General features: G+C 60.3%; 21 protein-coding genes. 4 read left to right on the top strand and 17 right to left on the bottom strand.

Translation table 11 applies throughout. The features are described 5' to 3' along the window. Window positions 1–48: 48 nt before the first annotated feature. From dctP to OF122_RS18340, 7 genes are all read right to left on the bottom strand, one after another. Window positions 49–1,056, bottom strand: coding sequence for a TRAP transporter substrate-binding protein DctP (gene dctP / locus OF122_RS18310; RefSeq protein WP_264225612.1), 1,008 nt, complete (start codon window positions 1,054–1,056; stop codon window positions 49–51). Window positions 1,057–1,527: 471 nt separating this feature from the next. Further along, on the bottom strand, window positions 1,528–2,427 hold the full coding sequence (locus OF122_RS18315; protein WP_264225613.1) for a LysR family transcriptional regulator: 900 nt from the start codon (window positions 2,425–2,427) through the stop codon (window positions 1,528–1,530). A 61-nt stretch (window positions 2,428–2,488) separates the two neighbouring features. Then, window positions 2,489–5,389, bottom strand: coding sequence for an FAD-binding and (Fe-S)-binding domain-containing protein (locus OF122_RS18320; RefSeq protein WP_264225614.1), 2,901 nt, complete (start codon window positions 5,387–5,389; stop codon window positions 2,489–2,491). An 8-nt stretch (window positions 5,390–5,397) separates the two neighbouring features. After that, window positions 5,398–6,798, bottom strand: a complete 1,401-nt coding sequence (gene hglS / locus OF122_RS18325) for a 2-oxoadipate dioxygenase/decarboxylase HglS (protein WP_264225615.1) — start codon at window positions 6,796–6,798, stop codon at window positions 5,398–5,400. Further along, window positions 6,795–8,300: an L-piperidine-6-carboxylate dehydrogenase gene (gene amaB / locus OF122_RS18330; RefSeq protein ID WP_264225616.1), complete on the bottom strand. Its 1,506-nt coding sequence runs from the start codon at window positions 8,298–8,300 to the stop codon at window positions 6,795–6,797. The genes hglS and amaB overlap by 4 nt, the downstream gene beginning before the upstream one ends. Before the next feature lie 20 nt (window positions 8,301–8,320). Further along, window positions 8,321–9,559 carry a pyridoxal phosphate-dependent aminotransferase gene (locus OF122_RS18335; RefSeq protein ID WP_264225617.1) on the bottom strand — a complete coding sequence of 413 codons (1,239 nt, stop codon included), beginning with the start codon at window positions 9,557–9,559 and terminating at the stop codon, window positions 8,321–8,323. Between the two features lie 113 nt (window positions 9,560–9,672). Continuing rightward, a complete protein-coding gene (locus tag OF122_RS18340; protein WP_264225618.1) occupies window positions 9,673–10,518 on the bottom strand; it encodes a PfkB family carbohydrate kinase in 846 nt (281 codons plus the stop codon). Window positions 10,519–10,693: 175 nt separating this feature from the next. Between OF122_RS18340 and OF122_RS18345 the strand changes: the two genes are divergently transcribed. Continuing rightward, entirely contained in the window at window positions 10,694–11,695 is a 1,002-nt protein-coding gene (locus tag OF122_RS18345) for an SIS domain-containing protein (protein WP_264225619.1), read from the top strand. Window positions 11,696–11,787: 92 nt separating this feature from the next. Here the strand turns inward: OF122_RS18345 and OF122_RS18350 are convergent, their stop codons facing one another. From OF122_RS18350 to istA, 3 genes are all read right to left on the bottom strand, one after another. Beyond that, window positions 11,788–12,756 carry a TIM barrel protein gene (locus tag OF122_RS18350; protein ID WP_264225620.1) on the bottom strand — a complete coding sequence of 323 codons (969 nt, stop codon included), beginning with the start codon at window positions 12,754–12,756 and terminating at the stop codon, window positions 11,788–11,790. 138 nt (window positions 12,757–12,894) lie between these two features. Next, a complete protein-coding gene (gene istB, locus OF122_RS18355; RefSeq protein ID WP_264224574.1) occupies window positions 12,895–13,662 on the bottom strand; it encodes an IS21-like element helper ATPase IstB in 768 nt (255 codons plus the stop codon). Then, complete coding sequence (istA, locus tag OF122_RS18360; RefSeq protein ID WP_264224573.1) at window positions 13,659–15,152, bottom strand: IS21 family transposase; 1,494 nt, start codon at window positions 15,150–15,152, stop codon at window positions 13,659–13,661. Before istA ends, istB begins: the two co-directional genes overlap by 4 nt. 347 nt (window positions 15,153–15,499) lie before the next feature. On the opposite strand from istA, the gene OF122_RS18365 reads away from it, so the two are divergent. Together OF122_RS18365 and OF122_RS18370 are read left to right on the top strand one after the other, a co-directional pair. Then, on the top strand, window positions 15,500–15,913 hold the full coding sequence (locus tag OF122_RS18365; protein ID WP_264225621.1) for a PRC-barrel domain-containing protein: 414 nt from the start codon (window positions 15,500–15,502) through the stop codon (window positions 15,911–15,913). 219 nt (window positions 15,914–16,132) lie between these two features. Beyond that, window positions 16,133–16,552, top strand: a complete 420-nt coding sequence (locus tag OF122_RS18370; protein ID WP_264225622.1) for a hypothetical protein — start codon at window positions 16,133–16,135, stop codon at window positions 16,550–16,552. An 88-nt stretch (window positions 16,553–16,640) separates the two neighbouring features. Here OF122_RS18370 and ugpC read toward each other — a convergent pair whose 3' ends face one another. From ugpC to OF122_RS18405, 7 genes are read right to left on the bottom strand one after another with little or no spacing between them, the layout of a single operon-like run. After that, complete coding sequence (gene ugpC, locus OF122_RS18375) at window positions 16,641–17,711, bottom strand: sn-glycerol-3-phosphate ABC transporter ATP-binding protein UgpC (protein WP_264225623.1); 1,071 nt, start codon at window positions 17,709–17,711, stop codon at window positions 16,641–16,643. 16 nt (window positions 17,712–17,727) lie between these two features. Continuing rightward, window positions 17,728–18,408 (bottom strand): HAD family hydrolase, encoded by a 681-nt coding sequence (locus OF122_RS18380; RefSeq protein ID WP_264225624.1) that lies wholly within the window; start codon window positions 18,406–18,408, stop codon window positions 17,728–17,730. Further along, window positions 18,405–19,934, bottom strand: coding sequence for an alkaline phosphatase D family protein (locus tag OF122_RS18385; RefSeq protein WP_264225625.1), 1,530 nt, complete (start codon window positions 19,932–19,934; stop codon window positions 18,405–18,407). The genes OF122_RS18380 and OF122_RS18385 overlap by 4 nt, the downstream gene beginning before the upstream one ends. A 29-nt stretch (window positions 19,935–19,963) precedes the next feature. Beyond that, a complete protein-coding gene (locus OF122_RS18390) occupies window positions 19,964–20,707 on the bottom strand; it encodes a glycerophosphodiester phosphodiesterase family protein (RefSeq protein ID WP_264225626.1) in 744 nt (247 codons plus the stop codon). Window positions 20,708–20,730: 23 nt separating this feature from the next. Continuing rightward, window positions 20,731–21,654, bottom strand: coding sequence for an ABC transporter permease subunit (locus OF122_RS18395; RefSeq protein WP_264225627.1), 924 nt, complete (start codon window positions 21,652–21,654; stop codon window positions 20,731–20,733). A 2-nt stretch (window positions 21,655–21,656) separates the two neighbouring features. Beyond that, entirely contained in the window at window positions 21,657–22,646 is a 990-nt protein-coding gene (locus tag OF122_RS18400; RefSeq protein ID WP_264225628.1) for an ABC transporter permease subunit, read from the bottom strand. Further along, a complete protein-coding gene (locus OF122_RS18405) occupies window positions 22,633–23,955 on the bottom strand; it encodes an extracellular solute-binding protein (protein ID WP_408636267.1) in 1,323 nt (440 codons plus the stop codon). The genes OF122_RS18400 and OF122_RS18405 overlap by 14 nt, the downstream gene beginning before the upstream one ends. A 153-nt stretch (window positions 23,956–24,108) precedes the next feature. Between OF122_RS18405 and OF122_RS18410 the strand changes: the two genes are divergently transcribed. Next, window positions 24,109–25,062: a sugar-binding transcriptional regulator gene (locus tag OF122_RS18410; protein WP_264225629.1), complete on the top strand. Its 954-nt coding sequence runs from the start codon at window positions 24,109–24,111 to the stop codon at window positions 25,060–25,062.

Genomic DNA, 25,062 nt, shown 5'->3' on the forward strand with positions numbered 1-25,062 from the left:
CCCTGTGTGTGCGCCGCCCGGTTTGACAGGGCGGCGCTGATCCTTGTCTTATTCGCCTGTGGCAGCAGCGCGAACCTGATCGTAAAGCCCTTCGGGCCAATCAGGAAAGCTTGTGTAAAAGCTCGCCGTCTGGTCTCTGTAAGCTTGAACGTCCGCTTCGTGGAAGGTCACGCCCTGCTCTTCAAATTCGGCCCGAACCTCATCTTCGAGACCCTTGGACAGCGCTGTAAGGTCCTGGCCGCCTACACGGAACTCTTCCATCAAAATGGCTCGGTCCTCTTCGCTGAGAGCCTGATAGGTCTCTTCGCTCATCACCCAGCCGAGAAACAGATTGAAGTGCCCGGTCAGCGTAATGTGCTTGGCCACTTCCTGCCAGCCGCTCGCACGCAGCCCCGTCAACGGGGCTTCTGCCGCCGACACCACACCCTGAGATAGAGCGGAATAGACTTCAGCGGCCTCGACGGTCGTTGCCAACACGTCGAGAGGTTCAAAAGTCTTGATCCAGGTTTCGACCGGCGGCACACGCATGCGCACGCCTTCAAGATCATCGGGGTGAGGATAGCCAGCATTGCCAATCATATGCCGGGGTCCATCAAACCAGTTCAGCGCTACAACGCGAATTCCTGCAGTCTGTGCAAGATCATCGTAGTAGCCCATCATGAGATCGGAAAACGCCAGTCGTTCGGCTTCCTCGGTGTTTTCAACAATAAAGGGACCTTCCACGATCGCGAGCTCCGGCACACCAAAACCGGCCAGAAAGGACGCCGAAGTGAACGTCATCACGGGCTGCCCCTGGCTGGCCTGCTCGATGGAATCGGTGGTCGAGCCAAGCTGAGCAGAAGGGAACATCTGGAACTGAACACGCCCTTCGGTGCGCTCGGTGACCCTCTCGGCAGCCTCTTCGGCCATGATGAAGGATTCGCCGGTGGGCGGATTGACAGTGGCAAGGCGGATCGTCACCTCCTGAGCGAGGGCGGGCGCGCTCATAAGACCCAATGCCGAGGTGGCCGCAAGTAGCTTGCCCAGTGCCCGACGGCTAATCATTGACGAAATCATCGTGTTACTCCCTTTGGCTGCGCTAGCATCATTTCGGTTCCGGGGTCGTGCAGCATCGACCCCACCCTCTGTTTCGCTCTCCTTGAGGAGAGCTGTTTTCACCTGCGCCGCAGGATTCTCACCCAATGAAAATATGTTCCATATGGAACAACATTGGTCAATGGTCGCCCGCCCGGCCGCGCAGGCATCTTCTCAAAACCGCGGAAGCGGCCCAGAAAGCCACGCTCAGACCGCCGAAAGGCGGAACCGGCCAATTCGGAAATCAGTACCAAAATCGGGCCGGCCTTGGCAAAATCTGACGATAAACTGATCGACTCTCCAATTCATCATACCGCATAACGGCACAAAATTGCCCGGAACTCGCGGCCTACCGAACCGCGCGCCGGCACCCTCGCCTTCATATTAGTTCCTTATGGAACGATAAGTCAACAGCCCGTGGATGTCCTTTCTTCCCGGTCAAGCAGACGGAGGCTAGTCGTTATCCGTTCTCGACAGCGAGATGATCCAGTCACGGAAAGCCTTTAGGGGACGGTGGCTGGCATGGGCTGGCGGCCAAACGAGAAAGTAGCGCTCGCGGCTGAGCATTGGCGCGTTCAGGATGGGAACCAGATCACCCCGCTCCAGGTCGCTTTCGATCAAAAAGCGCGGCAAAAGCGCAAGGCCCAGGCCCGAACTGGCAGCCTGGGCCGCCGTTGCGAACTGATCAAACAGCATGCCGCGCAAACGCCCGGCATCGACGTTTTGTTGTGCAAACCAACGCTCCCACTGATCGGCTCGGCTCGCCAAATGGAGCAGAGGAGCCCCGAGACAATCCTGGGCGGTGTTTATCGTGTGGCGCTCCAGAAACCCAGGTGACGCAACCGGGATGACCGTTTCGGTCATCAGCTCCACGCCTTCGGTTCCCGGCCATGGGTTGTCGCCAAAATGAATGGCCGCATCGAAAGGGTCGGCGCGAAAGTCAAATGCCTCGAGCCGCGTGGTAAGATTGATGGTCACACCAGGTTGCCGCTCCAAAAACATCGGAAGTCGCGGCGCCAGCCAGCGTGTTCCGAATGTAGGCAAAATGGCCAAATTGAGCGTCCCCCCGTACGGATTGGCGCGCAGGTTGAGCGAGGCACTGCCAATTCGTTGCAGAGCTTCGCGAATTTCGCGCGCATAGGTGGCTCCGGCCTCGGAAAGCCGGACTGTCTGCCTGTCCCGTACAAAAAGCTTGCTTCCAATCTGCTCTTCGAGCAGCCGGATCTGACGAGAGACTGCACTTTGAGAGACAGACAGTTCTTCTGCAGCAGCTGTGAAGCTTTCATGGCGTGCCGCGGCCTCGAACGCCGAGAGCAACGACATGGAGGGAAGGAAGCGACGCGGAATGGCCATGGGTTCACCAGAGGGGCGGAGTGGGAAAGCCCTCAAATTAACAGACCCTTGGGGGGACGCATTATCCATTTTGCCGCCCCCCATAGCCACTCCCCTGCCCGGCAACGTGACAGGCCAGAACTTCAAGGGGATGGGGCACCCGCCCTTGCCCAAAGCGTTTGGTCTGACATCGGCAGGAAAAGCCCGTCGCCATGGCGCCGCCTCTTGCTATCGGATCAGCCCATGAAAGCTCAAAAATCGCGCGCGACATCTCCTTGTGTTCAGCCTCATGCCCAAACAATCCACTCATTCCGCAACAGCCGACACTGACGACATCCACCTCGATTCCGAAATGGGCAAAGATCTTCTGCCAGCGGCCACCGGCCTTGGGATCGCTGGTTGCTTCCGTGCAATGAAGAAACAGACTGCCGCCGTCTCTGATGCGTTCGAAATTGCCATCCCCTGCCAGCTGCCGCTCAAGGAACACATCAATCGGGAGCAGGAAGTCGGCGCCATGCCTGCGGGCATCGATCGTGGTTGCCGGTTCAACGGCGACCAGGGGCCATCCTAGTGCAGCGTACAAACGCAGAGTCCGCTGGAGATGCCGGTTTGACTTGGCGTGGGCCCGACCGAAACCGCGCACCTCGAGCGCTTTGCCGTTGGCCAGAACAGGTGCCACAACCGGTTTGAACCCAAGTAGGCTCAACATCCTGGCAGTGGCAATCAGCGGCCCGATGTCAAAACTGGCAAGAAAGCTGTCAGGGACAATAATCACACTTCCCGACTCTGTGGGAGGGCGGGACAGATCGAGGAGCGCAATTCCTTCCTCGCGCAGTCGGCTTTCCAGAGTCCGGTCACAGAACCCTGGCAGGTCCACCAGCCCAAGAGCGGTCAGCACCCGCTTTGCCGGCCAACTGTCCAGCACGGCATTTGACGGTCGCGCGAAGCGACGGGCGGTGAGGAGCGCCGGTTCCATAAGCCTGACAACGTAGTCGCGCATCGGGCGGCGATGCCGTGCATAATAGGTCTCGAGAAACGACGCCTTCATCGTCGGAATGTCGACCTTGACCGGACAAGCCGATGCGCAGGCACGACAGGACAGGCACGTATCAAGACTGGACTTGAGTGCCGCCTCGGCCTCGGGATCGGGTGTCCGCGCCCATGCTCTTAGAAGCGCGGCGCGACCATTTGGCGATTGCGTCTTGTCCCTGCTGACCTTGTAGGAGGGACACATCGGGTCGGCAGGATCCCAATCGTGACAGGCGCCGTTGCCATTGCAGTCAATGGCATTTTGCACCATCGGCCGACGGTGAGCGGGAATTTCGGCGTCGGTTTCGCCGCGGAAAGGCACCTCGTCGATTCGCAGCACACCAACCTCGCTGCCGGCAGGCGCTGCAAGTTTGCCCGGGTTGAGCCGGTTGCCAGGATCGAAGAGGGACTTGATACGCTGCACAACCGGGTAGAGATCTGGCCCGAAGACCTCTTCAAGGTATTCCCCACGTACACCGCGTCCGTGCTCGCCCCAAATCAAGCCGCCATATGCGCGGGTTAATGCTTGGACGCCATCGGAAACGGTACGGATCAACTCTCGGTCGGCCGCATCGCGCATGTCGAGCGTAGGACGAACATGCAGGCATCCCACATCAGCATGGCCGAACATGCCATAGGAAAGGCCGTGTTGATCAAGAAGTGCACGGAATTCGGCAACATAGGCGGCGAGGTTTTCAGGCGGCACCGCGGTATCCTCGACAAAGGGATAGGCTTTCCGTTTCCCTTCGAGAGCACCAAGGAGCCCAACGGACTTCGCCCGGAGTGACCACGCCGCCTTTATGGCGGCAGGATCGATTACAGAACGTGTCAAAAAGGCTGTGTCATCACCTTCAAGATGAGAAGCCAGCGTCGCCAGCTTTGCGCTGACCTCCACTGAACTGTCTCCAGCCACCTCCACAAAATTGACGGCCCCGACACGACCATCGACCTCCCCTAACAGCGATCCGAGCTCTGCCCAGACAGGGTCGTTCTGCGCCAGGCTCAAAATCTTGTCGTCAAGGATCTCTACTGCCAGCGGATCTGCCTCGACGAGACGGGGCACATGGCCGAGGGCACTGGCAAAGCTGTGGTAGAACAGCACCATGAGCCCCTTCGATTTTGGCGTTCGCCGCAAGCGCAGGGTAATGGCTGCCGTGATCGCCAAGGTGCCTTCCGAGCCTGAAAGAATCTTGCACAAATTCAGACCGCCCTTCTCTGGGAGGGCCTCTTTGAGATTGTAGCCAGTCAGGCCGCGGTTCATCCTGGGAAAGACGTGCTGGAAATGGTGCTTTGCCGCCTCCAGCATCACCTTGACTTCGGCGGCAAGAAGCGAACCCCTGTCGTCGCGCCCAGCGACGTTGGCGGCTTGAGTCTCGTCCAAGGGCGCAATCGTTAAGGGCGTACCGTCCGCGAGAACCACGTCCATCGATGCGATATAGTCCGAGGTTCTGCCGTATTGGCGCGATCCTTTGCCAGACGCATCGGTTGCAACCATGCCCCCGATCGTTGCGCGGCTGGCCGTCGAGACGCTCGGGGGAAAGAACCAGCCATGGGGGGCGAGAAACGCGTTGAGCTCATCAAGAACCACACCTGGTTCCACGCGCACAATTCCAGCTTCGGCATCAAACCCGATAATGGACCTGAGGTATCGCGAGGTGTCGAGAATGATCCCGTCATTGAGAGACTGCCCATTCGTGCCGGTACCTCCACCTCTGGCCGTCAGGCTCAGGGGCTCGGGCCCCGATTGATCGAGTGCGCGGACGGCAATCTCGATATCATTGGGTCGGCGTGGGAATATCGCTGCCAAGGGAGGCACCCGATAGACCGAATTGTCGATCGCCAAAACCTCTCGGGTTCCCAATCCGGTATCAATGTCGCCTGCAAAACCGCCGGCCTTGAGCGCCTTGATGAAGCGCTTGAGGCGAGCGTCTTTTGTGGGAGAGCGGGCGTGCACTCTCGCTCTCAGCTCGCTTGAGTTCGTGACAGGCCCAGTGCATCCCATACAGCGTCAAGCGAAGCGTCCTCAAGGGCCTGGTAGAGCGCAAATTCGTCTGCGACAGGCGCTCCCAGGGCCGCCTCAAAGCTCTGCTGGTGGGACTTTTCCAGCCGGTCCCTGGCAGAATTGTCGCCCAGATTCGACTGGAATATGCCTGCGGCCGAAACGGGGAGAAAATCTTCGTACACGATGGGATCAGTCCCCACATACCCAGAGTCAATCAGCGATTCGATATCGTGTGACAGTTCATGGCGCGACGCCGACTTGCCTTGCTCTGTCACGTAGTAGTGGAAATAGGCCAACCCTTGCGCGCGCAAGTTCTCATAAGAATCCGGCATGGGTGCAAAGACTTCACGCAGCGCTCTCATATATTGAGCTGTGTTGGAGCCATCTGCCTTGGGCTGAGCCAGTCCGCGGGCACTGTCGAGCAACTCATCGTAGAGCCTGCGGCCCTTGGGTTTGAGCGCGACCCCACGCTGCTCGATTTCACCGAACCGCGCCGTATGCCTGCCTGGAACGCGATTGCCGTCTTTCCCAATAAAGGCAATCTGTTCCTGGAGCGCCTTGAAACTGGTCTGGCGCAGCAGGATCGGGCATTGGCGTGGCGGCGGCCCTTCGATCACGGCCTTGGGCGTGATGCCGCGTTCGGGCATCAGGCGCTGGACAGCATCGATATCGAGGGTGCGCGGCGTAAGATGATTGATATGGGGACCGCGAAAGCTCACCACGTCCGCGACCAAACGATGAGCGTCATGGAGCTCCTGATAGGTCGCTTCGGACACAGTGGCGTTCGAGTGCCAGCGGAAAGTTCCGAGAGCCTCGGAAATGAAAGCCTCGGCATCAGCCTCGTTCAGGCCGCCCTCAGATTCGGATTTGTCGATCAGAAACCGCACGTGCTGAGAAAAGATATCGCGCTCGGCAAGCGTCAACTCGGCTGCCTCGCGCAAATTCTTGTCTTCAATAAGCTCCAAACGCAAAAGCGAGGTGAAAACGCGGAACGGGCTGCGCTTGAGTGCCTCGCTCTGGGTGGGGCGAAAAGCCGTGGAATGGACGGGAATTCCCGCCACCGAGAGGTCGTAATAACCAACCGGCTCCATACCCATGACGTCAAACAGGCGCCGCATCGTGAAAAGCTCGTCCGCCTTGCCAAGCCGAATGGCCCCGTGACGCTCTTCAGAGAGTCGATCGAGATTGTCGAGCGCTTCAAGTCGCGCTTTGAGATCTGGATCGTTGGCCAGGACATCATTGTTGACGTCGCGGACCAGATCAATGAGGTCTCCATAAAGGGGAACCTCCTTCTTGTACATCTCGGACATGGCCCGGCAAAAGCGGGCTCTGATTTCGCTTTTGGACAGAAAGTCGGTCATGGCATGGCCTTGATGTCGAATGTGATCCCTTGGGCGAGCGGCAGTTCGCGGGAATAGTTCACAGTGTTGGTTTGGCGGCGCATATAGGCCTTCCAGGCGTCAGATCCACTTTCGCGTCCACCTCCGGTCTCCTTTTCGCCGCCGAAGGCCCCGCCAATCTCCGCGCCAGAGGGACCGATATTAACGTTGGCGATGCCACAGTCCGATCCCACTGCAGAGAGGAATGTCTCGGTCTCGCGCACGTCGGTTGAAAAAATGCAGCTCGAGAGCCCCTGCGGCACCCCGTTCTGCAACGCGATCGCCTCATCGAGCGTCTTGTAGGTCATAACGTACAGGATAGGCGCGAAGGTTTCGGTGCAAACGATATCGGTCTGGTCGGGCATTTCAACGATGGCCGGGTGCACGTAGGCTCCCCCCTCAACGCCGTCTGCGCTTCCACCGCCGGTGACCGTTCCACCCTGCGCCCTGGCCGCGCTGAGCGCCTCTTCCATCATCCGCGCCGCGTCCCCATCGATGAGCGGCCCCACAAGCGTCCCCGCTTCAAGCGGATTGCCGATGGGCAGGCCCTGGTAAACAGCCTTGAGGCGCTCGACAAGCGTGTCGCGAACATCTTCGTGCACGATCACCCGGCGCAGGCTCGTGCAGCGCTGGCCACACGTCCCGACGGCCGAAAACACAATGGCCCGCACCGCGTTGTCCAGATCGGCGGACGGGGCGACGATCATGGCGTTGTTGCCGCCCAACTCCAGGATAGACTTGCCAAACCGTTCGGCCACGACCGGCCCTACCGCGCGGCCCATGCGGGTCGAGCCGGTTGCCGAGATGATCGGAACGTCCTTTGATCGGGTCAGAACTTCGCCCACTTCGCCTGCACCCAGAGCAATCTGGAGGAGATCGGCCGGAGCATCGCCGAATTTCTCGACTGCTCGCTCGAAGAGTTTCGCCGTGGCCAGGGCACAAAGCGGCGTCTTTTCCGAGGGTTTCCAGATAACCGGGTCGCCACAGACGATTGCGAGGCAGAAATTCCAGGCAAAGGGGGCGACGGGGAAGTTGAAGGCGGTAATGACTCCGGCAACCCCCATGGGATGCCAGGTTTCGCGCATGGCATGCCCGGGACGTTCAGAGGCGATGGTGAGACCGAACAGTTGCCGCGACTGGCCGACGGCGAGGTCGCAGATGTCGATCATCTCCTGGACCTCACCGAGACCCTCTTGTAGGATTTTACCGCATTCGAGCGTTACGAGCGCTCCAAGTTCAGACTTGGCGGCGCGCAATTCTTCCCCGAAGAGCCGGATCAACTCGCCGCGTCTTGGCGCGGGCACCCGACGCCAGGCGTCGAACGTTGCCTTGGCGCGAGCGATCATTGCTTCGACGTCGGACGGCGTGTGGGTCTTGATCTCGGCGATCATGGCGCCGTCGACAGGCGAGAAGACCTTGAGATCGCCGCCGCTGAGTTCGTCTTGGGTCAGACCGGCGTTGGATAAAGTGTCATTGTGGGCCATGGGCTAATGCAGTTCCTGGTTCACGTGAGGGAGGAGAGTGCGGCGCTGGCGGCCGCGATGCGTTCGAGCGCCTGCTCGAGCGCCGATTGGGCATAGGCATAAGACAGTCTAAAATGTCCCGGTGCCCCGAAAGCCACTCCGGGCACGACAGCAACGCCTGCCCGATCAAGGAAATACTCGCAAAGTTCGGTGTCCGTGGTAATCAGCCTGCCGCCGGGCGCCCTGCGTCCGAGGAGCCCCGTGCAGTCTGGAAAGGCGTAGAAGGCGCCTCGCGGCCTGGAACAAACCAAGCCATCAATGGCATTGAGCCCAGCCACCACCAAATCCCGCCGGCGTTCAAAATCGGCACGACGTTCCTTCAGCACGGCGATTGGACCCTCCAAGGCTCCAATCGCCGCTGCTTGGGAAATAGAGGATGGCGCAGACGTTGCCTGCCCCTGCACCGCTGCCATTGCACCAATCAATACCTCTGGACCAATACCGTAACCGAGCCGCCATCCGGTCATGGCATACGCTTTGGAAACGCCGTTCACCACAAGGGTTCGCTCGGCGAGTTCAGGCAGAGCTTCCAATGCCGAGACAAAGGAAAAGTCATCATAGACAAGATGCTCATATATCTCGTCCGACATCAGGCCCACATGCCGCTGCCGCTCGAAAACCGGCAGCAGGGCGCGCAGCTGATCGTGATCGTATGCCCCGCCTGAGGGGTTGGACGGGGAATTGAGCAACACCCACTTCGTACGCGGGGTGATCGCCTGCTCCAGCGCTTGCGGGGATACAACAAAACCTTCTCTGGCGCTCGTCGGTATCGTTACAGGCACACCTTCACACATCGAAACCATGTCGACATAGCTTGTCCAGTAGGGCGCCGGGATCACCACTTCGTCGCCCTCATCGAGCGTTGCCATAAAGGCATTGAACAAGACCTGTTTGGCCCCGGCCGATGCGATGATGTTTTTGGGGCCGATGCCAATGCCCTTGTTTCGGTAGTTCGCCACAATGGCAGTCTTAAGCGCCGCGGTTCCCGTATTGGCGGTATATCGCGTCTCGCCGCGCTCCATTGCTGCGCGCGCTGCGTCCAGAACGAAATCGGGAGTGCCGAAATCGGGCTCGCCCGTTCCAAGCGAGATCACATCCTCGCCAGCTGCCTTGCGCGCGGCGGCGGTCTCACTCAGGCGCACGATCAGAGAGACCTCGATGGAATTTACCCGGTGGGCCAACTTGAGATGGTCACCAAGCGAGGGTTTTGTCACAGCCATTATTCACTCTGGTTTGAAAGTCTCGCACCCAAGGTCCTACACATCCTCGCGAAGCCCGGGAAACGCCCAATGGTGCTGAGGTCATGCCAAAAGCTCATGAGCGGGCGGCGCCATCAAACACCAAGGCCCTTTAGAACCGGCACGTCGGCGCAAATTTCAATCGGGGTGCCATACCCTACGGCACCGTAGTATCGACACGTGTCGGCCGCCGCCTGCGCCGCTGACGCCAAAATTTCATCTGCCCCCTCACCTTTGAGCAAGCCAAACAGTGTCCTGGCAGTAAAGGTATCCCCCGCTCCCAGCGTGTCGACAACTTGAGTGGAAACTGCTGCCACTGAGTGAACCCGGCGTCCATCCGAGAGGATCGCTCCGGCCTTGCCACGGGTGACCAGCGCCCAGTTGGCTCCCGCATCAAGCATGCGTTGCTGGAGGGCCAGGGCCTCTCTCTCAGCTATGTCACCGGCCGAAGCGGCAGCGAGGTAGCAGAGTGGGGCAACAGCCTCGACGTGCTCGGCTTCGTACCTGGTGGAAAAGTCGTAGGACAGCCGCGTCCGTCCAGCCAGCTTGGCCAGATGATCATCGAGTCCACTGGAGCGACCGATATGGACGGCGTCATAGCCAGAAGCGAACTCGATATCGCTCTGGGTCGGCTCAAACATCGAGACGCCGAGGTCAAAGGTGAGAAAGACCCTGTCGCCCTTCTCGTGGCCGACGACGCAATAGGCCGTCATGCCTTGATCGAGCACCTGCAAATGGGAGACATCGACCCCTTCTGATTCAAGCGCTGCGCAGATATGGCGCCCTGCAGGATCGTCAGCAACGCGACCGATATAGGCCGATAGCCCGCCGAACCGGCGGATGAAGACAGCGGCATTTAGTGTATTTCCGCCAGGATACATCATCCCGTTGGCGACATAGCAATCCACCACGTTGTCGCCCATTGCTGCGATTCTGACCATCTGACCCTTCTGAAGCGAATTTTCGTGTTGACTCTGTGTGAGAACGTTCGCACTTTATCAGGACAGTTGTCAACGCGGCACGCTGAACTTCTGCGCGACGCACATTTTTCAACCCGCCCTGGCTCCAAGCGCCAGACCGTCCCCCCATTTGGACCTGCCAATGCAAGAGGCCTTTATGAAAACCGAACTCAACCCCGATATCTCAAAAGCTCTGAGCGCCATAAGGGGTCGCGAGATCAGGAACGTCTTTCTCGTCGCCTGTGGCGGATCCCTTTCAATCATGCACCCGGGCAAGTACTTTCTCGACCGCCATTCCAAGACACTGAACTCTGACGTTTACAACGCCGACGAGTTCATCGCGCGCAATCCCCTCAAGCTTGACGAAAACGCCCTGGTCATCCTTTGCTCTCAGACCGGCACCACAAAAGAAACTGCCGCCGCAGCCGAGTTCGCGCGCTCAAGGGGCGCTGCCACGATAGCCATGACACTGGACTCGGACTCCCCGCTCGGCCGGACCGCCGAACATGTTCTCAACTATCAGGCGTTCTACACGACCGGCATTCCCATCGACGCTGCCGAGTCCAATTATGGCGTGCTCTACATGCTGCTGGCCGGTCTGGTGAACCAGACCGACGGAGTCGATATCATACCTTCACTCCTGTCGAGCCTGAGCCATCTTCAGCCGGCCATCGACAAGGCCCATGAGGTCTTTGCTCCCATGTTCGATGACTATGCACCCCGGCTCGCCAAGAAAGACGTCATCTATACGCTTGCCAGCGGCGCCAACTACGGCGCAGCCTACTCCTTCTCGATCTGTGTGTTGATGGAGATGCAGTGGATCAATTCTCAGGCCATTCACGCCAACGAATATTTCCATGGCCCGTTCGAAGTCACCGACGAGGACGCAAGCTTCATCGTCATGGTCGGTCTTGATGAGACCCGCCGCATGGAGGAAAGAGCAAGAGACTTCGCACTCCGGTTTGGTTCGGAAAAGAACGTCATGGTCCTCGATGCAAAAAAGCTCGACCTCAGCGGCATTGACGAAGCCTTCCGCGGCTATCTTGTTCCACTGGTGTTCTTCGACACGTTGTGGCGCTTTGCCTATAGAATTGCTGATCTGCGCAACCAGCCCATGCTGGAGGGCCGGCGCTATATGAAAAAGATCTCCGACTACTGATCACAGTTTCTGACCCGCCAGGCAGGGAAAAGCCGCATTTGCGCCGGTATCGGAAAACCGATTCCGGCGCGTTCTATTTGCTCGGGCCCTGTCTATGCCAAGCGCCCGATGGCTGCAGAGAGCTTTTCCACGCTCTGCTTGAGAGCGGGCTTTGGATCAAGATAATATCTCGAATTGGTCAACTCGAGCGAAAGGGCCCCCTGGTAGCCAATGGTTTGGAGCTCGGCAAGGTAGAGATCGAGGTCGAGCATGCCATCTCCCCAAGCCAGATGACTGCCCGCGACATCTGCATCCGTCATGTGCATGTGAGCGAAACCGGATTTCAGCTCGGTCGCGTAATCGGAAACACTTTCTTCCGACAGAACCGCTGCCGAGGTATCCATCATTGATCGGATTGCCGGTGAGCCGACGACAGCGAGCAGCCGGGCAAGATCGCGTGCCGTGGTTGCCACATTGCTCCATGCCGGTGGCAGGCACTCGAGATAAAGGGTTATGCCAAGCTCTTCTGCGCGTTTTGAAATCGTTCCAAGCGAATTCACACACCGATCCCACGCCAGTGCCGCCGGCTCATTGGCATATCCCGAGCCTGGTGTAACCAGCAGCGCAGGACTTGCCATCTCCGCACACATCTCCAGGCATTGCTCAAAATAGCGAACGCTGCGATTTCTAAGCTTTTCTTGAGGTGATGCGAGATTGATCGGGTAGACGCATTGTTCCGGTGTGAAACAGGCGATCTTTAGGTTGCGCGTGCGAATCTGGTTTCTCAATTCGCGTGCATCACTCAGTGTCCGGTCGCCCACATAAAAGTGTGGCGCGGCGCCCCAGATCTCGACCTGGGTAAGACCGAGTTCGGCGGCATCGTCAAGGAATGCCTCGAGCGGATAGCGCTGGTAGTGGAAGTTCATCGCGCAGATATTGTCGAACGACAAAGGCACGGGCCTGCTCCTATTTCTGATCCATCGATGCCGCGTTCGGGCGAAAGAACCGGACAGTCGGCTCCATACTGTGAACGTTCTCATTCCTTTATACAACGGGCAAGATGGGTCGGCCGATTTTGTCACTGAACCGCCAAGAGGTGTCAACGGCGGGGTAAAAGTCGGCCATTGGGCGGCGCAAAACCAGGCCACTTGATGTTGGGGGTATCGAGCGCCGGGAGGGCGTAGCCCGAGCGGTGTTCGATACCCCCAACATTGCGTTTTTCAGGACGTGCGGCTGGCTTTGCGTGCCCGGCTTTGGGCGAGGCGATAGCTGTCACCATTCATCTCGAGGATGCTGACGTGATGGGTCAGGCGGTCGAGGAGCGCGCCGGTGAGGCGCTCGGACCCGAAGGTCTCGGTCCATTCGTCGAAAGGCAGATTGCTGGTGATCAGGGTGGAGCCGCGCTCGTAACGCTGCGAGATCAACTCGAACAGCAACTCGGCCCCGGTCTTGGACAGCGGCACGAAGCCCAGTTCGTCGATGATGAGCAGCTTGTAGCCAGCCATCTGCTTCTGGAAGCGCAGAAGGCGACGTTCGTCGCGCGCCTCCATCATCTCGCTGACCAGGGCGGCTGCGGTGGTAAAGCCGACGGACAATCCCCTCTGGCAGGCTGCCAGGCCAAGACCGATCGCAACATGGGTCTTGCCCGTGCCACTGGGTCCGAGCGCGATAACATTCTCGCGCCTTTCGATCCATTCGCAGCGCGCCAGTTCCAGCACCAGCATCTTGTTGAGCTTGGGGATGGCGGCAAACTCGAAGCTGTCGAGGCTTTTGGCGGCCGGGAACCGGGCGGCCTTGATGCGACGCTCGACCATGCGCCGTTCCCGGTCGATCAGTTCGAGTTCGACAAGTCGGGCAAGATAGCGGACATGATCCACGTCCTCGAGCGCGCATTGGCGGGCAAGCTTGTGGTGCTCGCGCAGGAAGGTCGGCAGCTTGAGCGCTTTGAGGTGGCTGGCAAGCAGGAGTTCGGGAGCATCGCTGCTCATGCCAGTTCCTCCTCGCGGTCCAGCAGACCCATATAGGCCTTGGCCGAGGTCGTCTCGACACTGGCTCTGGGCAGATAGGGGTAGATGGCAAGGTCGAGCCTGGGTGGCCGGCGTTCGGCCCGGCACAGGACGAGATGCTTGATGGCATCGAAGCTTATGGCGCCCAGGTGCAGCGCCTGCTTTATGGCCGCATGCAGGTCGGCCAGATCGAAGCTTTCCAGAAGACGCAACACTTGCACATAGGCGCGCCGGCCCTGCTTGCCCATCCGCGCTTCCATCAGGCGACGCAGTGTGGCGAACGCCTCGGGAAGTTCCCAGCCCTGGAGCGGGGCCGCCTGGTCGAGCGCATTGATCTTGTGCTCGATCAGCGGCAGGTAATGCAGTGGGTCAAAGACGATGTCTTCGCGCCCATAACTGCGCGGATGACGGGCGATGGTCTCCCCGCCGCAGCCGATCACCACCTCATCGACATAGCCACGGATCCAGGCGTCCTGATGGCCATAGGCAACAGGGACGGAATAGTCGTTGGTTCTGTAGCGCACCAGCGCCTGGGAGGAGACCCGGCCGCTGGCCTGGTCGCAGGCCTCGAAGGGCGATGCCGGCAGCGGCCGCATCGCCGCCAGATCGCGTTGCAGCCGTTCGCCGATCGTCTCGCTCTCCCCGCGTAGCCGATCGCCCTGGCGCCTGCGGCACTGCTCCTCGAGCCACAGGTTGAACGCGTCCCAGGTTGCAAATCGGGGGATCGGCACCATGAAGTTGCGGCGGGCATAGCCCACAAGTCCTTCAACACTGCCCTTGTCATTGCCCTTGCCGGGGCGGCCATAACGGTCCCGGATCAGGTAGTGGGACAAAAACCCGCTGAACAGCGTTGCCCGCTTGCGCGTGCCGTCAGGAAGAATTTTTGCCACCAGGCAGCGGTCGTTGTCGTAGACGATCGATTGCGGCACTGCGCCCAGAAAGGCGAACGCGTGGATATGGCCGTCCACCCATGCTTCAGCCACAGCTGCCGGATAAGCCCGGACATAGCAGGCGTCGCTGTGGGGCAGATCGAGCACGAAAAAGTGCGCCTTCTGTTCCACCCCGCCGATGATAACCACAGCCTCCCCGAAATCGGCCTGTCCATGTCCGGCAGGATGGGCCAGCGGCACAAATACTTCCTGACCGCGCCGGTCCCGCTCGCGCATGTAGTCCTTGATGATCGTGTAGCCGCCGGCAAACCCATGTTCGTCACGAAGGCGATCAAAAACGCGTTTGGCCGTATGACGCTGCTTGCGCGGGACCGCCCGGTCCTCGTCAAGCCACCGATCAATGATCGCGATGAACGCGTCCAGCTTCGGGCGTCGCACCGGCGCCTGCCGCCGATAGCCCGGCGGAACAGAATACGCCATCATCTTGCGAACCGTATCGCGCGAGATGCCGAAATGCCTGGCTGCTTCGCGCTGGCTCATGCCGCCATCGCAAGCCAGACGAACCTTCAAATATAAGTCCACGGTGTAGATCCCTCGTCCCTCCCGCACAAATTGCAGAAGGAAAATAGGTGGACGACTTTTAAGCCGCCCGCAGCAGGACAATCCAGCCGCTACCGTGGACTAATTTTGCACCGCCGTTCTCACTGGGGTGTGCCCGATCCGGCGATCAGGGCGAAATCTGACGCTCGCTTTCAAGCTGCTGCAGACCGCCTGCCAGTCATCAGGCGTCGTGGGTGAGGCGACCCAGTTGTGCGGCTGCGCGTTTTGCGGCGCCGGTCACAGCCGGAACCGTCGGTCGCCGGGCTGCATTGGCTTAGACAGCCGGCTTCATTGGGATGCCGGCACGGAACAATTCAACGGAGGATGAGATGGCTGAAGTCAAAGGAGAGCTTTTGTCCCTCAACGATACTCAGTTAACGACCAAGGAGTCCGCCGAGGACATCAGAGGGCGCGATGTGCTGGATGCATCCGGAGACAAGATCGGTCACGTCAGCGACCTCCTGGTCGATGACGGCGAAAAAAAGGTCCGCCTCATGGAAGTCGCCCACGGTGGGCTTTTGGGCATTGGCGAGGAAAAGGTGTTCGTGCCCATCGACGCAATCACGGATATAGGCGCCGATGCAGTGCACATCGATCGATCGCGCGAGCATGTGGCCCGTGCACCCGTCTACGATCCCGAGATCGGGGAAAGGCGGGACTATTATGAAGGTCTTTACGACTATTACGGATATGCGCCGTTCTGGGGGCCCGGTTACGCTTATCCCGCCTATCCGTACTTCTGAACGCCGCGGGACACCACGGCTGGGCCGAAGCTGCTGCCCCAAACCGCGAGGGCAATTTTCGTCCGCACCCCCTGGTGTGGCTGCGGCTTGGCGCTGAATCGGTTCGCTATCCTGAGTTTAGAGATTGCCTCGCGTTCTCGGCAACCGGCAACTTTCTCCAAGTGAGCTCATTGGCCATAGCCAAACGGGATGTCATGCAGCCACCGAAAGGAGCGCGTTATGAGACACTGTTTCAAGGCCCTTGCGACCTTTGCCCTTGTCGCTTCCACCTCCCCTGCCATCCTGGCACAGGAGTCCAATGGAAACGATGGAGCAGCAGCCGAGGGTCAGCCGGTAGCCGAGCGATCGATTGGGCCGGTGACGGTCGACCAGATCGTGGGGTTCGACGAGGGCCGCAGCCTCGTCGTCATTGCGGTTGAACAAGAAGGCGAGGGCGATGCGGACAATGATGACATCGGCATAGAGGCGATGGTCGATGATCAGTCGGCGGACTTCGAGGCCATCCTCGATGCCATCGAAGAGAACCCTGTCATTTACGAGCAACTGCGCGCGGAAGGCTACGAGCGCGGCGATATACTTGCCGTGGGCCTGGACGACGACCGCGCACTCACGATCAGGGTTCACGCCGACAGCGAATAGGCACGCCTTCGCAAGGAACACAATGTGAGCCACCGCGCTGTCCGGAATGGCGCGGCGGTTCTGCGGACAAACGCGGCCGGAGCATGTTCTATAGCGAGGCGGGTGACGATTTTGATTCCAGCCGCTGCCCGGTGCCAGAGTTGAACAAATGAAGGTTTGCAAGGGGCAGAATGAGTTTCTCGGTTGCTCCGGCGTACCATCGGCCGCCAGCAGCCCTTACCGTCACCAGTTCATCGACCCCATCCACGGCAACGTAGACGAGCGATTCCTTGCCAAGGATTTCCACCGCCTCGATCCGTCCTGCAAGCGAAATGGCCGGACGGGGATCGTCGCCCAGAACGATATCTTCGGGGCGTATCCCGATGGTGCACCCTGCCTGCGGGACAATATGGGGCAGATCAACACCATGAGCTGCAAGGGCAGCCGCCTCGAGCAGGTTCATGCCCGGCGAGCCGATGAAACGCGCAACGAAGGTCGTGCGGGGCCGCTCGTAGAGTTCGGTGGGCGTTCCGACCTGCTCGATATTGCCTGCGTTCATGACAACGAGGCGATCGGCCAGGGTCATGGCTTCGAGCTGGTCGTGAGTGACGTAGATCGCCGTGGTGTCGAGCGTCTTTTGCAGCCGGCGGATTTCAACCCGCATCTGTCCGCGCAGCTTGGCGTCCAGATTGGAGAGGGGCTCGTCAAACAGGAAGGCGCGGGGCTTGCGAACGATGGCACGCCCCATGGCGACGCGCTGGCGCTGCCCGCCCGATAGCGCTGCCGGGCGGCGCTCAAGATAGGGTTCGAGTTCGAGGATGCGGGCAGCCTCGGCTACGAGAGCCTGACGGTCCTGCTTGCCGACACCGCGATTCTTCAATCCGTATTCGAGATTGCCGCGCACGGACATGTGCGGATAGAGCGCGTAATTCTGGAACACCATGGCAATGTCGCGGGCGGCAGGTTCGACGGTGTTGACCACGCGCCCGTCAATGGCGATCGTCCCGCTGGTGATGGTTTCAAGGCCGGCAATCATCCGCAGAAGCGTCGATTTTCCGCAGCCGGACGGGCCGACCAGAACCATGAGTTCCCCCGGTTCGACGGCAAGGTCGATGCCGTGCAGGGCCGTGACATTGCCCGAATAGACTTTCCGGGCCTGATTGATTGCAATGCTCGACATTTTCCAGTTTCCGTCCTTAGAGGGTTGAGGGCGCCAGATCGGCGACGATCAGCGCGGCCAGATCCTGCGCGCCCACGGCCACGCCGGCAGCGCCGGCCGCCAGCAGCACTTCGCGCCGGTCGGGGCGCGGATCGTTGGGATCGACAAAGCCGATGGCCTTGACCCCGGCGGCGCGGGCGGCCTGGATGCCATGATGGCTATCGTCGACCATGATTGAGCGTTCCGGGCGCGCATCGAAAGCCGCGAGGCAGTAGAGCACCAGATCGGGCGCCGGTTTGGGCCTGGCGACCATTTCGGCACTGAAGATATGGGGGGCAAAAATATCCCATAGCTCAAGCAGTCCGAGGCTGTTTTTCAGGCGTGCCATCGTGCTGTTCGAGGCAACGCATTTTGGCACATCAAGCGCCCGCAGCAGCGGCTCTATACCGGCCATGGCGCGCAATTCCCGCGCAAACGCCGCGTACACATCGGAATGCCAGCTCGAAAACAGGCTATCGAGCGCGGTGATGCCCGCTGCTTCGAAATAGAAGCGCAAATCGCTTTCGGACTTTCCGGTGAAGGTGCGATGAGCTTCTTCGGCGCTCATCGAAAGGCCGGCGGCGCTGAGGGATTGGGCCAGAGTGCGGCTGGCGATCGGCTCGCTGTCGATGAGCACGCCGTCGCAATCGAAAATGACGAGATCGAGCGGCCGGGTCATAGGCGGTTCACTCCCGCCATTCCATCGAGCACGGCAAAGCTTTGGAAGATCGCGGCGCTGGCATTCGGGTCCTTGCGGTCGGACACCGCGACGAAATCGGCCCGCGCCTGTTCAGACGAGAGCGAAAGAATGGCATAGCCATGCTCGCGGCTGCTGGCGAATTTGAGGTGCGGGTTTTCGGCCAAAGCCGTCGAGACACTTGCTTGGCTTGGCCCATCGGAGGTGATCGACCCGGTCACAAATTCGGTGGCGAGGGTTGCGCTGTCAGGATTTGCGAAATCCTCTTTGACGTCGGCGGCGTAGAACGCATGCAGATCACCACCGATGACCAGCGGATTGGCCGTGCCCGAGGCGCGCACCGAATCGAGAAGCCGGGTGCGGGCCGAGCGGTATCCATCCCAGCCATCGAGATTGTACCCGGTTGCGTCTCCCGCCTTTGTGTCGCGTTCGGAGAGCAGCGTCTGCTGGGCGATGACCGTCCATTTGGCGTGCGAGGCATCGAGGGTTGCGTCGAACCAGGCTTCCTGCGCGTCACCGAGCATGGTGCGTCCGGGCACATCTTCGGAGACTTCGAGCGGTGCCGAACGGTATTGGCGGGTGTCGAGCATGGCGATGTCGAGCAAATGCCCGAACCCGTGCCGTCCATAGATTTTGAAATCGGTAAAATCGCGGCTGGTGATTGGCGGAACGGGCATATGCTCGTACCAGGCCTGGTAGGCCGCAGCCCGCTGGCGCAAGAATTTTTCGCCTCCGACGACATTGGGGGCGTCGTCATCGGCGTAATTGTTGATGACTTCGTGGTCGTCCCAGACGGCGAGCCAGGGGAAACTGGCGTGGGCGGCCTGCAGGTCGGGATCGGATTTGTACTGGGCGTGCCGCTCCCGGTATTCGCTCAAAAGGGTTGGCGGCCAGCCATTGCCGTGCCGGCGCACCAGATGGGTGCCGTAGCTGACCTCGTAGATATAATCGCCCAGATGGACGACGAGATCGAGGTCGCGTTGGGCCATGTCGCGATAGGCGCTGTAATAGCCCTGCTCATATTGCTGGCACGACGCGAAGGCGAAGGTGAAACGATCGTTTGCCGCGTCGGCGGCGGGCGCAGTGCGAGTGCGGCCGACCCTGCTTTCGGCATTGCCGCAGCGGAAGCGATAGAAATACCAGCGGCCGGCCCCAAGACCCGTCACCGCCACATGGACCGAATGGCCCCATTCCTGAACCGCCCGATAGATGCCGGAGCGGACCGGCCGGGAAAATGCTTCATCCTCGGCCACCTCCCAGAAAACTTCCATTGGGGGAATGGCGACCTCAGGGATCGGCGCGAAGGGATCAGCGAGCGGGACCGCCTCGACCGGAAAGACCAGTCGCGTCCAGAGGATGACGCCGTCGGGCGTCGGGCAGCCTGATGCCACGCCGAGGGAAAACGGATCGGTGTCGAAAGTTTGCGCACGCGCGCTTCCAAGGCTTGGCCAAATAGCGGCGGCGGCCAGGCCGGTGCCGAGAAAAAGGCGGCGGTTCAATAAGGGCACGAAGGTCTCCACACAAGTGCTTTCAGTTTTCAGGCCGAAAGGGCAAGCCGGTCGCGAACGGACAGGGCGAGGACCGGATCGTCCGAGGTCAGATAGCCGGTGCGGCGCTCGAGCCAGAACGCGATATCCTCTTCGGTGTTGGGCACCCAGGCGCCGAGTTGCTCGAGCGGCAATATGGCGAGAACCGCGTCCCAGTGTTCGGCGAGCAGGGATTTTTCGATGGCAATGATGTCCGCACGATCCAAAGCCGCCCGCAGCGTCTGCTCGAGTCCGCGCGTTTGCGCCGATTTGTGGTTGACCGAGCAGAGCCGCGGAATGTCGGGGGCAGCGACTTTGCAAGCGTCCAGCACGTCAAGGTTGAAGCTGGTCATGTGGCTCCTGCCGGCCAGCCCGAACCGGATAAGGGTCGCGGCCACCCGCTCGGGGAGACCGGGATAGGGGGTGCCCGTTTCGTCGGATTTGAGCTCGACATGGAGATGGCAATTGCCTTCGGCCAGCACCTCGAGCACTTCGGCCAGGGTGGGCAGGGTGTCGGGGCTGTCCTTTAGACGCAGCGTGCGGCGCTGTTGGGGGGTGACCAGCCGCACGGGACCGGAGCCCTCCGCGGTGCGGGCCAGCGTCGCGTCGTGGATCACCAGAAGTTCGCCGGCATCGGAGAGATGCACGTCGAATTCGACAGCGTCGACCCCTGTTCCGAGCACGTTGCGGAAACCGGTCAGCGAATTTTCCGGCCAGAGATTGCGGCCACCGCGATGGCCTACGATCTGAGTCATTTTTGAGAACCTTTGGGTTGAAGTTATTTGCCCGAATCCACCAGCCCTCTGGCGAACCAGCGCTGGAGAACGAGAATGACGACGGTGGGCGGAAGCATCACGACAAAGGAAGCCGCCATGGCGTAGCTCCACCAGGCTGCCGGATCGCTTGGTCCGGGCATCAGGCCCTTGAGCGCGATGATGACGGTCATCATGTCCTTTTGCGTCGTGAACAGCAGGGGCCAGAGATACTGGTTCCAGCCATAGACAAAGAGGATGATGGCCAGCGCGGCGATGTTGGGGAGCGAAAGAGGCAGCAGGATATCGCGCAGGAATTTCATGGGCGTGGTGCCGTCGAGCTTGGCGGCCTCGCACAGATCTTCGGGCACGGTCATGAAAAATTGCCGGAACAGGAACACCGCCGTTGCCGACGCGATGAGCGGCAGCGTCAGGCCCGGATAGGTGTTGACCAGGTTCCAGTTAAAGCGTGCATCGACGGTGTATCCGGTGAGCATTTCGATCAGAAACGAGATGCCGGTTGTGTCCATCAACCAGCGGATCGGCCCGGCCACGTCGGCCACCGATTCATAGGTTGGCAGGATGCGCACCTCGACCGGCAGCATGAGCGACATGAAGATCAGCCAGAAGGCGGTCAGCCGGAAGGGAAACCGAAAATAGGTGATGGCAAAGCCAGCAAGGATCGACAGGACGATCTTGCCCACCACGATGCCGGTGGTAACGATGAGCGTGTTGATAAAGGACTGCCCGAAATCGGCGGTTTCCCATGCGATCGCCAGGTTCTCGAAAAACATCTCGCCGGGCACCATCGGCATGGGGACCTGCTGGATGGCCTGCCCGGTGTGCGAGCCGGCCACGAAGGCGAAATAGAGCGGCGCGCAAACGATGATCGCCCCGACGATCAGGATGACGTGGCAGACGATAGTGAGGACGGGACTACGCTCGATCATGGCTAAACCTGATAGTTGACCTTGCGGTCCATGGCGCGGAACTGGAGCACGGTGAAGGTGACCGCGAGGATCATCAGGATAACCGACTGGGCGGCGGACGAGCCCAGATTGAGCATGACGAAGCCGTCCTGATAGACCTTGTAGACCAGCGTTGTGGTCGAGCCGGCAGGCCCGCCGCTGGTCACCGCATCAATGATCGGAAAGGTGTCGAAGAGCCCATAGACCATGTTGATGATGAACAGGTACATGATCGTGGGCGTGATGAGGGGCAGCGAGATCGTGAAGAACCGCTTGAGCTGGCCGGCGCCGTCGATGGCGGCTGCCTCACGCAGGGATTGCGGCACGGCCAGCATGGCGGCCACGAGGAATATGTAATCGTAGCAGATGTGCTTCCAGACCGCCGAAATGGTAATCAGGATAAGCGCGTCGCCCGAGCGCAGGTTCGGATCCCAGGGCAGGCCCATGGCGTGGATACCCATGGCGACCGGGCCGACAGTGGGGTTGAACAGATAAGCCCAGATGGCGCCCGAGATCACCGGCGCAATGGCGTAGGGCAGCAACAGGATGCTGCGATAGGCGAAGCGGCCGCGAATGATGTGGTCGGTGGCGAAAGCCAGTGCCCCGGCCAATGCCAGCGTCGCGATGTTCTGGACGATGGTGAACCAGAAGGTCAGCCATGCGCTGTTGCGGTAGGACTCGCTTGCGAACAGCTCGGTAAAGTTGCGCCAGCCGACAAACAGCGATTTCCCGCCGAACGGGTCGACCTGGACGAAAGCGAGCGAGAGCGCTTTCCAGGAGGGAATGAAAAAGAAGAACAAGAGGATGATCAGTTGCGGCGAGAGCAGCGCCGCAGCGATCCAGTGGTTCTTGAAATGCGCGCGCTTGAGGCCGTCTTCGCTGGACCGCGTGAGCCTTTCAAACAGGCGACGGCCATCGAAGAGAGGGGTGCCTTTCGGCACCCCTGCGGGGACGAGAACGTCAGCTGCCGGCATGGAGCTGCTCGAACTGGCGCAGGATTTCGTTGCCACGGGCAACCGAGCTGTCCAAGGCCTCCTGCGCGGATTTCTGATCGGTCCAGACCGCTTCGAGTTCCTCGAGCAGCACGGCCCACCACTGGTTGGAATTGCCAAATCGCATGCCGCGCGAGTTTTCGGTCGGCTCGTGACGGGTGAGCTGAAGCAGCGCAATTTCGCGGGTCGGATGCTCCTCGAAGAAGCCCTGCTCGGCCATCAGCTCGTAGGCTGCGTTGGTGACCGGGATATAGCCGGTCTGTTCGCTCCACCAGGCCTGGGTTTCGGGCTGGGCAACGAAGTCGATGAAGGCGGCAGCCGCGGCGTATTCCTCGTCGGCCTTGCCCTGGAGAACCCAGAGGGCCGCGCCGCCAATGTTGGAATTGTGGGGTTCGACGCCAGCCTCGTGGGGCTGAAGGGTGGCGCTCCAGTTGAACTGGGCCTCGGCCTCGACGCCGGCATGGGAGGCCGTTGAGGCCGACCAGGTCGAACACGTGCCCGAATTGAACAGCTGGGCGGGCGACATGCCATTGCCCGAGAGCTGGATGATGCCGTCATCGATCCAGCGCTTGAGACGCTCGACCTGCTGGACCACCGGGGTTGTGTTGTAGACATATTCGGTGCCAAGCCCGTCAAAGCCATTGGCTTGCGTCCCGAAGGGATAGTCGTTGATGGTCGAGTAGCCTTCGAGCAGGCTCCAGGGGAAGTCTGAGTTCAGCACCATTCCGCATTCGGAGATGCCCTGGTCCTTTATCGCGTAGAGCTGCTGTTCGAATTCGTCCCAGGTTTCGGCCGGCTTGTCGAACCCGGCTGCCTCGAAATGATCGGCATTGAACCACATGATGCCGGTCGAGGAGTTGAACGGCAGGGCGGCTGGCGCGCCATCGACCACGTAGAAATCGGCGACAGGGGCAATAAAATCGCTCCAGTCGGTGTCATAGCCCTGCTCGGCCATCAGCTGGTTCACCGGAACCGCGGCATCCGAAAAGAGCATCGTGAGGAAGCTGCGTTCCGTGGCCTGGATGATGGTGGGATGCTGGCCGACGCGATAGGCTGCAATCATGGCGGCGAAGGTTTCTTCGTAATTGCCCTTGCGAACACCGACGACTTCATAATCGTCCTGACTGGTGTTGAAGTCGGCAATCATTTCCTGAATGGCCTCTTCGATGCGGCCGCCATTGGCGTACCACCATTCGATGGTCGTCTTGTCCTGGGCCAGAGCGGGCAGCGCCATAACGGCAAGCGATCCCGCGAGGGCCGTCAGAGCGGCGCCCCTGAAAATCGTGTTCATCGTCCTCGTCCTTGTTTCGATCCGTTTCTGAATGAAACGGGTTGAATTTCTCGCCGTTCGCGGCAATTGAACTCATGCCGCCTTGCGGTCGCTCGATACCGTTACGTTACATATGTTACGGTCGCGTGACATATGTAACAATGAGGGATGACGATGCAGGACGAGAGCGAGGACCTCATGGTTCAGGCCGCGTGGTACTATCATGTCGAGGGCATGACCCAGGCCGGCATCGGCGAGCGGCTGAACCTGACGCGCAGACGGGTCAACGAAATGCTGGCGCAAGCCCATGAAACTGGGCTGGTTTCGGTGCATTTCAACTCCCCACTCAGCCTGTGTGCCGAACTCGAATCGCGGCTGTGCAACAGGTTCGGGCTCGAGGCAGCGGTGGTTGTGCCCACCCCCTCGGATCCGGCGCTCGCGCACAAGGTGCTGGGCAAGGCGACGGCCGACTATCTCACGCGGCTGATCAGTGCACGCAAACCGCACGCCATCGGCCTGGGTTGGGGCACGACTCTGCGCGAGACCATAATGTCGGCCCGGCCGCAGAATTTCGAACGCCTGGAAGTCTATTCGATAATGGGCGGGCTGACCCACGGCACCGAGATCAACACCTTTGAGATCGTGCGCAGTTTTGCCGAGCGTTTCGGGGCCAGCGGCAATTATCTGGTCGCCCCGATCTATATGGACAGCGCCGAAGCCCGCGAGGCAATCGTTGCCCAGAGCAGCTTTCGCAAGGCGCTCGAGGCGATCTGCAATGCCGATGTTGGACTGGTCAGCGTCGGCGACGTGTCGGACAAGTCGCTTCAGGTCCGCTACGGACTGCCCGAAGGGGTAACACCCCACGATCTGGTGAGCGCCGGAGCCGTGGGCGATGTCATTGGCCGCTATGTCGACGGCGAAGGGCGGCAGATCGACCACCCGCTCAACCATCAGGTCATGTCACCCGAGCTCGACGATTTCAGGAAGATCCCTACCCGCATCGTCGCCTCGGGCGGACAGCACAAGCACGCCATCATGCGTGCGGTCGTTGCCGCCGGGCACGTCAATGTCGTGATCACCGATGCAGACTGCGCGAACCATCTTCTTGCCGATGGGGCGGAGCCCTGA

The organism is Pelagibacterium flavum (genome assembly GCF_025854335.1).
Classification (GTDB): Bacteria; Pseudomonadota; Alphaproteobacteria; order Rhizobiales; family Devosiaceae; genus Pelagibacterium; species Pelagibacterium flavum.